Here is a 15,152-nt window from a genome sequence, read left to right as displayed (position 1 = left end):
CACCATGCTTCGCATGGTCCCCCTCCCCCGCTTCGCGGGGGAGGATCGAAACGCCGACCTGGTTCCTCCCCCGTGAAACGGGGGAGGGGGACCGCCCGAAGGGCGGTGGAAGGGGGCACCCCAAAATTCAGCCTACTGCGTCTTGGCTTCGCTGAAGGCGGTCTTCTCGATCTCGGCGACGAGCTTCTGCGGCAGGGCCACGTAGTCGAGTTCCTCGGCGAGCGGGCCGCCCTTCTCGAGCGCCCAGCGGAAGAACTTCACGACCTCGGCCGTCCGGCGGGGATCCTTGGCCTCCTTGGGCAGGAGCACGAAGGTCGGGGCCGTGATGGGCCAGGAGGCCGCGCCCGGCTGGCTGGTCAGCGAGATGCCGAAGCCGGGAGCCGCGCTCCAATCCGCGCCGGCCGCCGCCGCCGCGAAAGCCTTGCCCTCGGGAGCGACGAACTTGCCCTCCTTGTTCTGGAGCAGGACGTAGGGGAGCTTGCTCTGCTTCACATAGGCGTATTCGACATAGCCGATCGCGTTCGGGACCTGCTTGACGGTCGCCGCGACCCCCTCGTTGCCCTTGCCGCCCTGCCCCACGGGCCAGTCGATCGCGGTGTTCGCGCCGAGCGCCGAGCGGAAGGCGGCGGAGGATTCGGAAAGGTAGGTCGTGAAGATGCTGGTCGTGCCCGAGGCGTCCGAGCGGTAGACCGGGGTGATGGTGGTGTCGGGCAGCTTCACGCCGGGATTGAGCGAGGCGATGCGCGGATCGCTCCACTTCTTGATCTCGCCGCGATAGATGTCGGCCAGGACCTCGCCGGTCAGCTTGACCTGGCCCGCCTCGATGCCGGGAATGTGGACGACCGGCACGACGCCGCCGAGCACGGTCGGGAACTGGATCAGCCGGCCCTCGTCGAGGTCCTTGGCCTTGAGGGGGGCGTCGGTGGCGCCGAAATCGACCGTGCGCGCCTTGATCTGGCGAATGCCGCCGCCCGAGCCGATCGACTGGTAGTTCACGGCGACGCCGGTCGCGGCCTTATAGGCCTCCGCCCACTTGGCATAGACCGGGAAGGGGAAGCTCGCGCCGGCGCCGGTGATGTCCCTGACCTCCTGCGCCCGGACGGCGGGGGAGGCGAGCACGGTCGTGCCCAGGATCGCGGCCGAGGCGGCCGCGAGGAAGAATCGCTTGTTCATTCTAGGCTCCATGTCGGCCACCGCCGGGCGGGATCGCGTCCCGCCGGGCGGGATCGCGTTCCGCCGCTCGTCATGGGCGGCCTTCGCCGAGGCGTCTTCGCCTTCGGTGCCGGACCCCTACGACCCGGCCGTCGCATCCCTATGACTCTGCCATGACAGTTGAATGACAGGGCCCGTCTCAGGCCCCCGGCGGACGCCCCTGCCCCGTGAAGACGGGAAGCTGGACGAGGACTGTCGTCCCCTTGCCGAGCGCGCTCTCGATCGAGAGCCGCCCGCGGTGGCGGCCGACGATATGCTTGACGATGGCGAGGCCGAGCCCGGTGCCGCCGCGCGCCCGGCTCTCGGCCTCGCTCACCCGGTAGAAGCGCTCCGTCAGGCGGGGCAGGTGCTCAGGCGCGATCCCCGGCCCGCGATCGGCGACGGAGAGCCGCACCCAGCGTCCGTCCTCGGACAGGCGGGTGCGGATGGCGACCTCGCCGGCACCCCCGTATTTGAGGGCATTCTGGACGAGGTTCTCGACGACGCGCAGGATCTGGTCGCGGTCGCCCCTCGCCGGCGGCAACCCATCTTCGACATCCAGCCTGATCGTCGCCCCCCTCTCATGCGCGAGCGGCGTCATCACCTCGCCCATCTGCGCGGCGAGGGCGGAGAGATCGACCGGCTCGGTGGGCACGACATGCTCGTTCAGCTCGACGCGCGAGAGCTGGAGCAGGTCGTCGACGAGGCGGGCCATGCGGTTCGCCTGGTCGCGCATGATGCCGAGGAAGCGCCCGCGCGCGGCCGGATCGTTCCGCGCCGGCCCCTCCAGGGTGTCGATGAAGCCGACGAGGGAGGCGAGCGGCGTGCGCAGCTCGTGGCTCACGGTGGCGATGAAATCGACCCGCATCGCCTCGACCCGGCGCTCCCGCGTGCGATCGACGAAGAAGAGCGCGACGGCCGCGGAGCGCCCCTCGAGCGGCCGCAGGCGGACGGCGAGGAAGGGATCGCCGGGCGTGCGCGCCCCATATTCGACATCGCACGCCTCCCCCGTCCGCGCGGTCGCCCGGAGCGCCTCCAGCACCTCTGGCGCGCGCAGGGCAAGGGCCAGCGGCTCCCCCTGCCTCAGGGCCGGGATGAGGGCTCGCGCCGCCTCGTTCGCGCCCGTCACGATGCCGCGGCCGTCGACGGTGACAACGGGATCGGGACAGGCGGCCAGGATGTCGCCGCCCCCTCCCCCCGGCGCCTCGCGGCGCGCGGGCCTCTCGGCCCCACTCGTCCCGCGCTCACGGACCACGCGCAGGAGAAGCGCCGCGCCCAGGACCGCGCCGGCCGCGGGCGCCCATTCGCTCCGCCAGGACAGGAAACCAGCCAAGGCGGCCATCACGGCCAAAGCCGCGAAAGCGGCCCCCCGCCCCCGCAAGATCTCCGCCGGCCGTCCTGCTCGCATCGCCGTCACTCGACCAGCCGGTCGCGCCGCCACAGCGCGGGAAAGAGATGGATCCAGGCCGCCGCGACCGCGATCGTTCCGACCCCTCCCAGGACGACGGCCCGCACCGCCCCGAGCCAGGCCGCGAGCACGCCCGATTCGAACTCGCCAAGTTCGTTGGAGGCGCCGATGAAGATCGAGTTCACGGCCGCGACGCGCCCGCGCATGCCGTCCGGCGTCTCGGCCTGGACGAGGGTCTGGCGCACGACGACGCTGATCGTGTCCGCCGCCCCCGCCGCGAAAAGGCAGAGCATGGACAAGGGCAGGCTCGCGGAAAGGCCGAATCCGACCGTCGCGAGGCCGAAGACGGCCACCCCCGCGAAGAGCTTTCGCCCGACCTCGCGCTCGATCGGAAAGGTGGCGAGCAGCGCCGACATCGCCACCGCCCCCACTCCCGGCATGCTGCGCAGGAGGCCGAGGCCCCAGGGCCCCGTCTCCAGCACGGTCTGGGCGAAGATCGGCAGGAGGGCGGTCGCACCGCCGAGCAGCACGGCGAAGAGGTCGAGCGAGATCGCGCCGAGCAGGATGGGACGCGAGCGCACGAAGCCGATTCCCGCGAGCAGCCCCGACCAGGAAGCCCCCCGGCGCTCGGCCGGGGGCGCCCGGTGGCGAATCGCGGCGATGGCGAGCGAGGCGCAGGCGAAGAAGACCGCCACCGTGCCGAACACGAAGCGGGGCCCGGCGACATAGAGGAAGCCGCCGATCGCGGGCCCGAGGATCGTGGCCGTCTGCCAGGAGGTCGAGGCGAGGGTGATCGCGCGCCCGAACAGCTCGCGCGCGACGAGATTGGGCAGGAGGGCCTGGGAGGCGGGATTGCCGAAGGACCGCGCCCCGCCCGAGAGCACGATCAGGGCGTAGGCGGCTGGCAGGGCGGCCTTTCCGGCCAGCGCGCAGGCGAGGAGCCCGAGCGCGGCCACGACCTGCACCGCATAGACCGTGGCCACGATGCGCCTGCGGTCGAAGAGATCCGCGACATGGCCTGCGAAAAGGGCGAGCCCCACCGCCGGCAGGAAGGCCGCGAGCCCCGCGAAACCCAGGGCGAGGGCCGATCGCGTCCATTCGTAGACGAGCCAGCCGATCGCGACGTTCTGCATCTGGAGAGCGCAGCCGGCAAGGAAGCGGGCGCCGCAGAAGCGGGCGAAATCGGGCTCGGCCAGCAGCGCCCAGGCCGAGCCTCTCGTCGTCTCCATGCGCGCTCTTCCCGCCACACTCGCCCCTCGATAGCGCGCCCCAACCCCGAAGGCGATTGTGAAGAGTCGGGCCGGCCTTTAGGTGAAAGCGGACGGGCTCCGCGATGCGGCCCAGGGAATCCCGACGCGCCGGCCGATGCTGACCTTTTCTCGCCTGACCCGGATCGCCCCGTTCTGTCTCGCCCTGGCGACGGGCGGCTGCGGCTATATCGCGGTGCCACCGGACCCGATCCGCTACGTCACCTCGCCGGCCGACGTTGCGAGCTGCCGCAGGCTCGGGGCTGTCGGCTATACCCGCACCGACGGCGTCGGCCCCTATCGGTTCTCCGACCTCACCACCCCGGTCCTGTCCTATCCGCGTCCGGGCGACACGGCTCATCCCATTCCGAGCGGGGAGATCGTCGGGCCCAATTTCGCCGTCACGCTGGAGGTGATGCGGGACGCGGCGCTCTCGCTCGGCGCGAGCGACCTTCTCCTGAGCCGGCGCATCTATCACGACTGGTCCTATGTCGCCGGCACGGCCTATCGCTGCTCGCGCTGAGGACAAGGCTCTTCCGCCCGCAAGCCTCCGAGCCTAAATAAGGAATCGCACGGGGCCGCGACGGCCCCCTTTTCGTCCGCGATGACGCGATCCGGTTCTTCTCGCATCTCCTCGCCCGCGCCCCGCGGCTTCGGGCATGTGGAGACATGGGTCTTCGACCTCGACAACACGCTCTATCCGCACGAGGCACGCGTCTGGCCGCAGGTGGACGAGCGCATCACGCTCTACATCATGGAGATGTTCGGCCTCGACGGCATGTCGGCCCGCTCTCTCCAGAAGTATTTCTATCACCGCTACGGCACGACCCTGCGCGCGCTGATGGACGAATACGATGTCGATCCGGCCGATTTCCTGGATTTCGCCCATGACATCGATCATTCGGCGATCCAGCTCAATCCTCTCCTCGGCCATGCGATCGCGCATCTTCCCGGCCGGAAGCTGATCCTGACCAACGGCTCGCGCAAGCACGCCGAGAACGTCGCGATGAAGCTCGGCATCTACGAGCATTTCGAGGACGTCTTCGACATCGCCGCGGCCGATTTCGTGCCCAAGCCCGAGCGGCGCGCCTATCTGAGCTTCCTCGACCGCCACAAGGTCGATCCGGCGCGCTCGGCCCTGTTCGAGGACATCGCCAAGAACCTCGTCGTGCCCCACGACCTCGGCATGACGACCTGCCTCGTCGTGCCGACCACCCCGGACCCGTTCCGGGAGGCCGGCGAGCAGGAAGCGGTCCACGCCCCGCATGTGGACCACGTCACGAGCGACCTCGCTCGCTTCCTCGAGCATCTGCCGGATCGGGGCAGGCCATAACAGAAAGAGCGGGCGGGTGGGTGTCGATCAAGCCGCCCGAAGGCGCGCGCCTTCCGCATTCGCAGCGCGCGGGAGCAGTTCGGAAGGGGGAAGCGGCATGGCGGCACCGGTCGGGGACAGGCAGCCCCTCGCGCCCGCGAGGGCGCCCGGCGCAAGCTCGAGCCCGAGGAAGCGCTCGATCTCGACCGGGCCCGGAAGCCACAGGCCCTCCACCGGGCCCCGCGCGAAGCCGAAGCGCCGGTAATAAGGCTCGTCGCCGACGAGGATCACCGCCCGGTGGCCGGACGCGGCGGCGCGCGAGAGCGCCTCGCGGACCAGCCTCGCCCCGATCCCCTCCCCCTGCATCTCGGGCGCGACGGCGACCGGGCCGAGCAGGAGCGCGGAGCGGTCCGGTCCCGCCGCGACGTCCCAGAGCCGGATCGTGCCGGCGAGCGCCTGCCCGCGCGTCGCGGTCAGCGCCAGTCCCTCTGCCGGCAGCCGGCCCTCGCGCAGGCGCTCGCAGGTCTTGGCGAAGCGCCCCGCGCCGAAGCAGCGGTCGAGCAAGGCTTCCCGGGCCGGGACGTCCTGGGGGATCTCGTGACGGATGTCGAACATTGGCCGTGCTCCTCGCCTTGCGAGCGACAGCCCTCGCGCCTGCCGCGGCAGGCCGTTCGGGAGATGAAAGGAGAAGGTGCCTCTCCCCGCTTGGGGGAGAGGCGGGAGGCGTCAGATCACGTAGGTTCGGAGCGGCGGCAGGCCGTTGAACGCGACGGACGAGTAGGTCGAGGTATAGGCCCCCGTCCCTTCGATATGGACGAGGTCGCCGATCTCGAGCGAGAGCGGCAGCCAATACGGCGTCTTCTCGTACATCACATCCGCCGAATCGCAGGTCGGGCCGGCAAGCACGCAGGGGACGCGCCGGTCCTCGTCATGGGCGGTGCGGATGTCGTAGCGGATCGACTCGTCCATCGTCTCGGCGAGGCCGCCGAACTTGCCGATGTCGAGATAGACCCACCGCATCTCGTCCGCGTCCTTGCTCTTCTGCGAGACGAGCACGACCTCGGATTCGATGATCCCCGCATTGCCGACCATGCCGCGGCCGGGCTCGATGATCGTCTCGGGCAGGCGGTTGCCGAAGTGCTTCGAGAGCGCCCGGAAGATCGATTCGCCATAGGCTTCGACCGCCGGGACGTCCTTCAGGTACTTCGTCGGGAAGCCCCCGCCGAGATTGACCATCGAGAGCCGGATGCCGCGCTCCGCCAACTCCCGGAAGATCCGGGAGGCGGAGGCGAGCGCCCCGTCCCACGCCTCGGGATTGGCCTGCTGCGAGCCGACATGGAAGGAGACGCCGTAGGCCTCGAGCCCGAGGCGGTGGGCGTGCTCCAGCACGTCGATCGCGAGATCCGGCTCGCAGCCGAACTTGCGCGAGAGCGGCCATTCCGCGCCGGCGCCGTCGCACAGGATGCGGCAGAAGACGCGCACGTCCTCGGCCCCCGTCGCCGCCTGGGCGCGGGCGATCTTCTCGACCTCGGCCTCGCAATCGACCGCGAAGAGGCGCACGCCGAGCTGCATCGCCCGGGCGATGTCGCGCTCCTTCTTGATCGTGTTGCCGAACGAGATGCGATCGGCCGTGGCGCCGGCCGCGAGCGCCATCTGGATCTCCGCGACCGAGGCCGTGTCGAAGCACGAGCCGAGATTGGCGAGGAGCGCCAGCAGCTTCGGCTCGGGATTCGCCTTCACGGCGTAGAAGACGCGGGTATCCGGCAGGGCGCGGGCGAACTTGGCATAGTTCTCGCGAACCACGTCGAGATCGACGACGAGGACCGGCCCGTCCTCGATGCCGGCGGCGCGGCGGTCGCGCAGGAAGTCACGAATGCGCTCGGTCATCGAACCCATCCCAAAGGTTTCAATCGGGGCGCGGCGCCGCTCCGCGGTCGCCTGTCCCCGGGCTGAAATTCAGGCGGTCGCCCGCCCGGCGTCTTCGGAATCGCCTCGCTGGCCGGCCCGTGCTGTGGAGACACGGATGCGAGCCAGTGTCGGCGAGCCGACGATGCTGCCTTCGTTTGGATGGGGAGACCCCGTCCGCACTTTTGGCAAGGAGAAACAAGCCTCTTCGGTGCGCGCCTTTGGAGGGCGCGCGAGACCAAAAAAGCCCGTCCGTCGTTGCTTCAAGCTACGTCCCCCGTGGAGAGCGGGGTTCGCCGGTTTAACCCTCCGGCTGCCGGTTGTTGTCGGGGCCCGGTGGGACCGCAAGCGGTCCACCTGAAGCGCCGGCCGAAGGGATCCACCCCTGTCGACCATCGCTCCTTAGGCCCCTGGCGGCTGTCCGGCCTCTTGTCCGGATACCCACCAACCGACACGCGGCCACAGGCACGTGCGAAATTGGGCAGGGCCCATATAGGGACCTGGATTCCAGAGCACAAGGGCATGGCGGCCCGATCCACAGCCATGCGCGGAGCGTGCCAAAAATGTCAGCCTTGCGGATATCTCATGGCTTCGGAGCAGCCGTCCACGCGCGATGCCGTTCCGATCAGGCGCGCGTCAGCGAGACGTCGAGCCGGGGCTTGGTGTTGATGGTCTGGAAGACGACGCAATAGCGCTCGGTCAGCTTGAGGAGCTGGTCGATTTTCTCCTGCGGCGCATCTGTGTCGATGTCGAAATCGAGGCGAATCGCCCGGAACCCGACCGGCGCCCCCTTGTCGACGCCGAGCGTGCCGCGGAAATCGAGATCGCCCTCCGCTTTCACGACGCCCCGGCGCAGCGGAATCTCGAGCGCGGTCGCGACCGCCTTCAGGGTCACGCCGGCGCAGGCGACCAGCGCCTCCAGCAGCATGTCGCCCGAGCACAGCTCGGCGCCCGAGCCCCCGGTCGCCGGATGGAGCCCCGCCACGGCCAGCGCCTTGCCCGTCTCGACCTTGCAGGCGATCGAGGCGTCGTCGATCTCGCCCTGCGCCTTCAGCGTGATCACGGCCGCCTCCGGCGCCTCCCGGTAGCGCTCCTTGATCGGGGCCTGCATCTCGCGCAAAGCCGTCGCATCCATATCCGTCTCCTACCACCAGAGCGCGGTCGGCTCGGCGCCGCGCGATCCCGCCTTATCGGGGGCTTTGAGCGAGCGGTCCAGAGAGGCGTAGAGCTGGCGCGTAGCGTTCTCGAAGGCGGGCGAGGAGCGCCCGCGCGGCCGCGCCAGCGTGAGCGCGATCTCGTCGTCGATCCGGCCGGGACGCGGGCGCATGACGAAGGCGCGGTCGGCCAGGGCGACGGCCTCGGGGACATCGTGGGTCACGAGCACCACCATCGGCCGCTTCTCCGCCCAGAGCCCGAGGAGATGCTCGTGCAAGCTCGCGCGTGTGAAGGCGTCGAGCGCCGAGAAGGGCTCGTCGAGGAGGAGCAGCTTCGGCTCCGTCACGAAGGCGCGCGCAATGGCGACCCGCTGCTGCTGGCCGCCCGAGAGGTCCTTGGGCCAGCGCCCGCCATGCTCGGCGAGGCCGACCTTCTCCAGCGCATGGGCCACCCTGTCCCGCGCCTCGGGCCCACGCCTGCCGAGGCCGAAGGAAACGTTCTGCGCGACCGTGAGCCAGGGCAGGAGACGCGGCTCCTGGAAGACGATGCCGACGCTCGGATGCGGCTCGGTGATCCTCGTCCCGTCGAGCAGGATCGCGCCGTCCGTCGCCTCGTCGAGGCCGGCGAGGAGGCGCAGCAGCGTGGTCTTGCCGCAGCCCGAGCCGCCGATCAGCGCCACGATCTCGCTCGGACGCACGCCCAGCGTCACGCCGGACAGGGCGACGGTGCCGTCCGCATAGGTCTTCGACAGGCGCTCGATCGCCAGCATCAGAGCCGGCCCCGGTGCCTGTCCTGCCAGCGCACGAGCGGCGCGGTCGCGGCGACGAGGAGCGAATCGGAGAGCTTGCCGAGCAGGGCGAAGGCGATGATGGCGGCGAGGATCTGGTCGGGCTTGCCGAGCTGCTGGCCGTCCACGAGGAGATAGCCGAGCCCTTCCGAGGCGCCCATGAACTCGGCCGCGACGACGAACATGAAGCCGAGGCCGAGGCCGGAGCGGAGCGAGGTCACGACCTCGGGCAGGACGGCCGGCAGGAGGATGCGGCGGGCGAGCGCCACCCCCGAGAGACCGGAGACGCCGCCGGCCTCCACCAGCCTGCTGTCGACCGAGAGGACGCCCCCCATCACCCCGAGATAGACGGGGAAGAAGACGCCGACCGCGATCAGCGTCACCTTGGACGCCTCGAAGATCCCGAGCCAGAGGATGAAGAGCGGCACCCAGGCGATCGAGGGGATGGCCCGGAACGCCTGGAGGGTCGGATCGAGCAGCCGGCGCCCCAGGAGGCTCGCCCCGCAGAGGGCGCCCAGCACGATGCCGGCAGCCGCCCCGAGCCCGAACCCGACCGCGACGCGCCAGGTCGTCGCCCAGAGATGCGTCCAGAGTTCCCCGCTCGCCGCGAGCGACCAGAGGGTCGCGAGGATGTGGCTCGGCGGCGGCATGAGCCGCCCGCTGGCGAGGCCGAATCTCACCACCCCCTCCCAGCCCAGGGCCAGGACGAGAGGAAGAAGAAGACCCAGGGGCAGCGGGAACCGGCGCCGTGCGGAAACCGTCTCGCCCGGCGATGCCTCATCCTCTGAAAGAGTCATGGCCGGACTCGTCCCGGCCATTCCGGTTGCACTCATGAGACGCTGCCTTCCGGCGTCCTTTCCATCGGGAGGGCCGGGACGAGCCCGGCCACGACACCGAAGGTGTCAGTTCTTGGGCTTGTCGAGATAGCTCGGATCGATCAGCGCATCCACCGTCGATGCGACATCCACCTTCGGATCGATCACGCCGGCGGCCTGGAGGGCGAGACCGGCCGCGAGGATCGATTCGCGCTGCGGGGCGCCGATCACGCTGTGGGTCAGCTCGGTGCGCTGGTCGATCTGCCGGTCGACCACCGGGGCGGGGAGCTTGGTGACCTCGGCGAAGATGCGCTTCAGCTCCTGCGGATGCGCGAGCGACCAGAGCCGCGCCTCCTCGTAGACCGAGAGTACCTTGCGGACGATGTCGGGATTGGCCTTGGCGAAATCCTCGCGCACGTTGAGGATGCCCCAGGTATTGGCCTCGGGCTTCCGATAGAATAGCACCGCGCCGCTCTCGATCTCGGCCGCCGCCATCATCGGGTCGAGGCCCGCCCAGGCGTCGACGTCGCCGCGCTCGAGGGCGAGGCGCCCGTCGGGATGCTGGAGGAGGACGAGCTTGACGTCCTTCTCCGTCAGCTTCGCATCGGCCAGCGCCCGCACCAGGAAGATATGCGGATCGGTGCCGCGCGTGACCGCGACGCGCTTGCCCTTCAGGTCCTCGACCTTGGTGATGCCGGTATCCTTGCGCGTCACCAGTGCGGTCCATTCGGGGCGCGAATAAACGTAGACCGACTTGATCGGGTTGCCGTTGATCCGCGCGACGAGCGCCGCCGAGCCGGCCGTCGAGCCGAAATCGATCGAGGAGGCGTTCAGGAATTCGAGCGCCTTGTTCGAGCCGAGCGTCTGCACCCAGCGGATCGTGATGCCGTCCTTCTCGAACGCCTTCTCCAGGAGCTTCTGGTCCTTCAGGACGAGGCTCACGGGATTGTAGGTCGCGAAGTCGATGCGGATCTCCTTCGGACCCTGCGCCTGCGCCGGAACGGCGGCGCCGAGCGCGAGCCCGGCAGCGAGCGCGACGAGCGCGCGGCGAGAGAAGGTCATGGCGTGTCTCCGAAAGCTTTGTCCTTCTAAAAGGACAAAGCGTCCGATTTGTCAAACACGCCTGCTTCTGCGTTCCCCGCGCTCTATTGCGTGGGGGAGGCGAAGACGATCACGTCCGGCGCCTCGCGCAACCGCGCGATCAGGCGGTCGCGCTCCGCTGCCGGGACGGCCTGGGTGGCGATGCGGACGCGATAGAACCCGCCGGCCCGCGGCCCGTCCGCGATCGAGGCGCCGAGATCGCCCAGCACGGCCGAGACGCGGTCCATGCCGGCCCCGGGCGTGAACCGGACGAGCGCATAGGTCCCCTCCCCCGCCGGGACGCGGGGCCCGGAGGCCGTGCCGTAGGTCGCCCCGCCCTGGCGGCCCGCGAGCAGGCCGCCGATGATCCCCGCCTGGGCCGCGATCAGGAGGGCGGCGGCGAGGCCGGCATAGGCGAGCTTGCGCGGGGCGAGGCCGGAGACGAGATCGAGCAGGCGGCCGACGAAGCCGCTCTCGCGCACCCGCGCCGAGGCCGCCCTGCCGAGATCCGCAAGGCCGGCCGGCCGGGCATCCTCGATCGCGGCGATGCGGTCGAAGACGCGTTCGCGGGCGCGCGGGCTCGGGCCGGGCATGCTCTCGGCGAGGCCGATCGCCTCGTCCATCTCCTCGCGTGCCAGGGCGAGGCGCCGGGCCAGCGCCGGATCGCGCGCCAGCGCCTCCTCGACCCGTTTCGCCTCGCCGGGAGCCAGCGTGCCGGCGGCATACCAGGGCAGGAGGAGGTCGACCTCGTCGGCGGAGGCGTTCATATCTCGATCCTCGTTCGGACGGGAGGGCGGGTTCTGCGGTGCGCTCATGGCCAACCCCGGTCGATCCCCGCCGCCTTCAGCAGTTCGGAGAGGCGCTTGCGGGCATAGAACATCCGCGTCTTCACGGTCGCCTCGGGGATGCCGAGGACGGTTGCGACCTGCTCGACGCTCTGCTCGTGATAATAGACCAGCTGGATCACCTCGGCATGTTCCCGCGACAGCTTCGCGATGCAGGCCCGCATGGCCTCGGCCTTGGAAGCTTTCTGGGCCGTCACCTCGGGAGTATCGGCCTCGTCCTCGATCCCGGCCGCCGCGTCCTCGTCGAGCTCCACCTCGCGGCGGCGGCGCAGCGAGGAGAGCGCCTTGAAGCGCGCGATCGAGAGCAGCCAGGTCGTGACCGCCGCGCGCTCCTCGAAGCGCCCGGCCTGCTGCCACACCTCCACGAACACGTCGCTCATCAGGTCCTCCGCGGCGGATTCGTTCCGCACGATGCGCAGCAGGAACCTGAACACGCGCAGATGATGGCGCCCGTACAGAGCCTGCATGGCGGTCTGGTCCCGGGACGCGATGCGGCGGATCAGGGCGGCATCGGAGGCAGGATCCATCTCCACCGGCTCCCATGAGTGTCGCGGCGACGGCCGAAGGTTCATCAGAAGCGGAAAGAAAAGGCGGCGGCAAGCCGCCCGGCCGGGGTCCCGGCCATGACGGAAAGCGGGGACGAAAGCCTGCGGCGATCCGCGCCGCGGGCGCGTCGAAAGTCGCGCTTTTTTTTAGGGATTCTTGTTTTAAGGTCCGCCCGGTTCCAACGCCCTGAAGAGGCGAGATAATGGCAGTCCAAGGGAGCGCCGGCCGGCGTGTCGTGTCGGCAGGCGCGGGAAGCGCCGCCTCGGGGATGGCGCCCACCGATACGAGCGGGCCGGATTACTTCCACAAGGTCGTCGATTGCCAATGGGCCTGCCCGGCCCATACGCCGGTGCCGGAATATATCCGCCTGATCGCGGCCGGACGCTATGCCGACGCCTATCTCGTCAACTGGACCTCCAATGTCTTTCCCGGAATCCTCGGGCGCACCTGCGACCGGCCCTGCGAGCCGGCCTGCCGGCGCGGCCGGGTCGAGGATCAGCCGGTCGCCATCTGCCGCCTGAAGCGGGTCGCCGCCGACAACAAGGGCGACGTCGCCGGCCTCCTGCCCAAGGCGCCGGACTCGCGAAACGGCCGGCGCATCGCGCTCGTCGGGGCGGGGCCGGCCTCGCTGACCGTCGCGCGCGACCTCGCGCCCCTCGGCTACGACATCACCCTGATCGATTCCGAGGAGCGGGGCGGCGGCATGGTCCGCAGCCAGATCCCGCGCTTCCGCCTGCCGGAGAGCGTGATCGACGAGGAGGTCGGCTACATCGTCGACATGGGCGGGATCTCGACCCGCTACGGCGAGCGGGTCGGGAGCCTGAAGGGCCTGCTCGCGGAAGGCTTCGACGCGGTCTTCGTCGGCACCGGCGCGCCACGCGGGCGCGACCTCGACATTCCCGGCCGGCGCGAGGCCGCAGCCCATATCCATATCGGCATCGAGTGGCTCGCCAACGTTTCCTTCGAGCATGTCGACCGGATCGGGCGCCGCGTGGTCGTCCTCGGCGGCGGCAACACGGCCATGGATTGCTGCCGCACGGCCCGGCGCCTCGGCGGCGAAAGCGTGACGGTGGTGGTGCGCTCGGGCTTCGACGAGATGAAAGCCTCGCCCTGGGAGAAGGAGGACGCGATGCACGAGGGCATCCCGATCCTCGACTACCGGGTGCCGAAGGCGTTCCTGCACGAGAACGGCCGCCTCACGGGAATCCTGTTCGAGAAGGTCCGGGCCGAACGGGACGCGCAGGGCCGGCGCGAACTCGTCCCGACCGGGGAGCCGGACGAGACGATCCCCTGCGACGACGTCCTCGTCGCGGTCGGCCAGGAGAACGCCTTTCCCTGGATCGAGCGCGATCTCGGCCTCGAATTCGACCGCCGCGGCATGCCGGTCGTCGACAAGGCGACCTTCCAGTCGACGCGGCCGGGGGTGTTCTTCGGCGGCGATTCGGCTTTCGGGCCGAAGAACATCATCTGGGCCGTCGCCCACGGCCACGAGGCCGCGATCTCCATTGACCGCTTCTGCCAGGGGCTCGATCTCGCCGAGCGGCCGCCGCCGCACCTGAACCTCGCCAGCCAGAAGATGGGCATCCATGAATGGAGCTACGACAACGACGTCTCGCTCGCGAGCCGCCGGGCCGTCCCGCTCCAGGAGCCGGAAGTGGCGCTGAAGAACGTCAAGGTCGAGGTGGAACTCGGCTTCGACCGCGCCCTCGCCTATGCCGAGACGCAGCGCTGCCTGAATTGCGACGTGCAGACCGTCTTCACCTCGAGCCTGTGCATCGAGTGCGACGCCTGCGCCGACATCTGCCCGACCGACTGCATCACCTTCACCCAGAACGGGCCCGAGGAAGACCTGCGCCGGCGCCTCGCCGCCCCCGCCCTCAACCGCGAGCAGGCGCTCTACGTCTCGCGCGACCTCAAGACGGGGCGGGTGATGGTGAAGGACGAGGACGTCTGCCTCCATTGCGGGCTCTGCGCCGAGCGCTGCCCGACCGGCGCCTGGGACATGCAGAAATCCCTCATCACCATGGCCCATGCGGCGGACAGGGAAGCCCGGAGGAGCGGATGCGCGAGAGCCTGAGCGACCCGGCGGAATCGCCGCGGCCGAATTCGCGGCAGGCGCCCGCGCCGCGCCCGGAGGGAGCGAGCCCGCTGCGGGCGGTGAACGATTTCGTCGTCCAGTTCGCCAATGTGAACGGCTCGGGCTCGGCGAGCGCGAACCGGCTCTTCGCGCGCTCCTTCCTGCGCATGGGCGTGCCCATCGCCTCGCGCAACATCTTCCCCTCGAACATCCAGGGCCTGCCGACCTGGTACGAGGTGCGGGTCTCGGGCCACGGGCATCTCGGCCGGCGCGGCGGCGTCGACTTCATGGTGGCGATGAACCCGCAGACCTGGGACCGGGACGTCGCCTCGATCGAGCCGGGCGGCTATCTCTTCTACGATTCCACGCGGCCCATGCCGCCGTCCAAGTTCCGCTCCGACGTCACCGTCATCGGCATGCCGCTGACGCAGCTCACCAATGCCCGCTACCAGGACACGCGCCAGCGCCAGCTCTTCAAGAACATCATCTATGTCGGGGCGCTCGGCCATCTGCTCGGGGTCGAGACGGAGGTGCTGCGCCAGCTCATCGCCGAGCAGTTCCGGGGCAAGGACAAGCTGATCCCGCCGAATTACGAGGCGCTGGAAATCGGCCGCGCCTATGCGGCCGAGCACCTGCCGGAGATCGGCCTCAAGGTCGAGCGCTCGGATGCGGTGGGGAACCGGATCTTCATCGAGGGCAACGACGCGGCAGCCCTCGGCTGCGTCTATGGCGGGGCGACGGTCGCGGCCTGGTATCCGATCACGCCCTCGACCTCGGTGGCGGA

General features: G+C 70.0%; 15 protein-coding genes. 4 read left to right on the top strand and 11 right to left on the bottom strand.

Going from position 1 to position 15,152, the window contains the following annotated elements:
* Positions 1-132: 132 nt before the first annotated feature.
* The 3 genes from pstS to PKD06_RS09735 form a co-directional block, all read right to left on the bottom strand.
* Entirely contained in the window at positions 133-1,173 is a 1,041-nt protein-coding gene (pstS, locus tag PKD06_RS09745; RefSeq protein WP_324379975.1) for a phosphate ABC transporter substrate-binding protein PstS, read from the bottom strand.
* A gap of 178 nt (positions 1,174-1,351) precedes the next feature.
* Positions 1,352-2,572 (bottom strand): ATP-binding protein, encoded by a 1,221-nt coding sequence (locus PKD06_RS09740; protein ID WP_324379973.1) that lies wholly within the window; start codon positions 2,570-2,572, stop codon positions 1,352-1,354.
* A 32-nt stretch (positions 2,573-2,604) separates the two neighbouring features.
* Complete coding sequence (locus PKD06_RS09735; protein ID WP_324379970.1) at positions 2,605-3,828, bottom strand: MFS transporter; 1,224 nt, start codon at positions 3,826-3,828, stop codon at positions 2,605-2,607.
* Between the two features lie 136 nt (positions 3,829-3,964).
* On the opposite strand from PKD06_RS09735, the gene PKD06_RS09730 reads away from it, so the two are divergent.
* Together PKD06_RS09730 and PKD06_RS09725 are read left to right on the top strand one after the other, a co-directional pair.
* On the top strand, positions 3,965-4,369 hold the full coding sequence (locus PKD06_RS09730) for a hypothetical protein (protein ID WP_324379968.1): 405 nt from the start codon (positions 3,965-3,967) through the stop codon (positions 4,367-4,369).
* 81 nt (positions 4,370-4,450) lie between these two features.
* Positions 4,451-5,179, top strand: a complete 729-nt coding sequence (locus tag PKD06_RS09725) for a pyrimidine 5'-nucleotidase (RefSeq protein ID WP_324379966.1) — start codon at positions 4,451-4,453, stop codon at positions 5,177-5,179.
* A 27-nt stretch (positions 5,180-5,206) separates the two neighbouring features.
* Here the strand turns inward: PKD06_RS09725 and PKD06_RS09720 are convergent, their stop codons facing one another.
* From PKD06_RS09720 to PKD06_RS09685, 8 genes are all read right to left on the bottom strand, one after another.
* Entirely contained in the window at positions 5,207-5,773 is a 567-nt protein-coding gene (locus PKD06_RS09720) for an N-acetyltransferase (RefSeq protein ID WP_324379964.1), read from the bottom strand.
* Positions 5,774-5,884: 111 nt separating this feature from the next.
* A complete protein-coding gene (locus PKD06_RS09715; protein WP_324379962.1) occupies positions 5,885-7,045 on the bottom strand; it encodes a type III PLP-dependent enzyme in 1,161 nt (386 codons plus the stop codon).
* Positions 7,046-7,688: 643 nt separating this feature from the next.
* A complete protein-coding gene (locus PKD06_RS09710; protein ID WP_324379960.1) occupies positions 7,689-8,198 on the bottom strand; it encodes an OsmC family protein in 510 nt (169 codons plus the stop codon).
* A gap of 9 nt (positions 8,199-8,207) precedes the next feature.
* Positions 8,208-8,987, bottom strand: a complete 780-nt coding sequence (locus PKD06_RS09705; protein ID WP_324379957.1) for an ABC transporter ATP-binding protein — start codon at positions 8,985-8,987, stop codon at positions 8,208-8,210.
* Positions 8,987-9,802 carry an ABC transporter permease gene (locus PKD06_RS09700; protein ID WP_324379955.1) on the bottom strand — a complete coding sequence of 272 codons (816 nt, stop codon included), beginning with the start codon at positions 9,800-9,802 and terminating at the stop codon, positions 8,987-8,989. Before PKD06_RS09700 ends, PKD06_RS09705 begins: the two co-directional genes overlap by 1 nt.
* 105 nt (positions 9,803-9,907) lie before the next feature.
* Positions 9,908-10,882, bottom strand: a complete 975-nt coding sequence (locus PKD06_RS09695) for an aliphatic sulfonate ABC transporter substrate-binding protein (protein WP_324379953.1) — start codon at positions 10,880-10,882, stop codon at positions 9,908-9,910.
* An 83-nt stretch (positions 10,883-10,965) separates the two neighbouring features.
* On the bottom strand, positions 10,966-11,667 hold the full coding sequence (locus PKD06_RS09690; RefSeq protein WP_324379951.1) for a hypothetical protein: 702 nt from the start codon (positions 11,665-11,667) through the stop codon (positions 10,966-10,968).
* A gap of 44 nt (positions 11,668-11,711) precedes the next feature.
* Entirely contained in the window at positions 11,712-12,272 is a 561-nt protein-coding gene (locus PKD06_RS09685; protein ID WP_324379949.1) for a sigma-70 family RNA polymerase sigma factor, read from the bottom strand.
* 287 nt (positions 12,273-12,559) lie between these two features.
* On the opposite strand from PKD06_RS09685, the gene PKD06_RS09680 reads away from it, so the two are divergent.
* Complete coding sequence (locus tag PKD06_RS09680) at positions 12,560-14,368, top strand: FAD-dependent oxidoreductase (RefSeq protein WP_324379947.1); 1,809 nt, start codon at positions 12,560-12,562, stop codon at positions 14,366-14,368.
* A partial coding sequence (locus PKD06_RS09675) for a 2-oxoacid:acceptor oxidoreductase family protein (RefSeq protein ID WP_324379945.1) occupies positions 14,353-15,152 on the top strand: 800 nt, incomplete at its 3' end. The genes PKD06_RS09680 and PKD06_RS09675, both read left to right, overlap by 16 nt.

The organism is Enterovirga sp. (genome assembly GCF_035325185.1).
GTDB lineage: Bacteria > Pseudomonadota > Alphaproteobacteria > Rhizobiales > Beijerinckiaceae > Enterovirga.
Note: the sequence above shows the minus strand (reverse complement) of the source record. Positions and strands in the feature narration are given on the sequence as shown.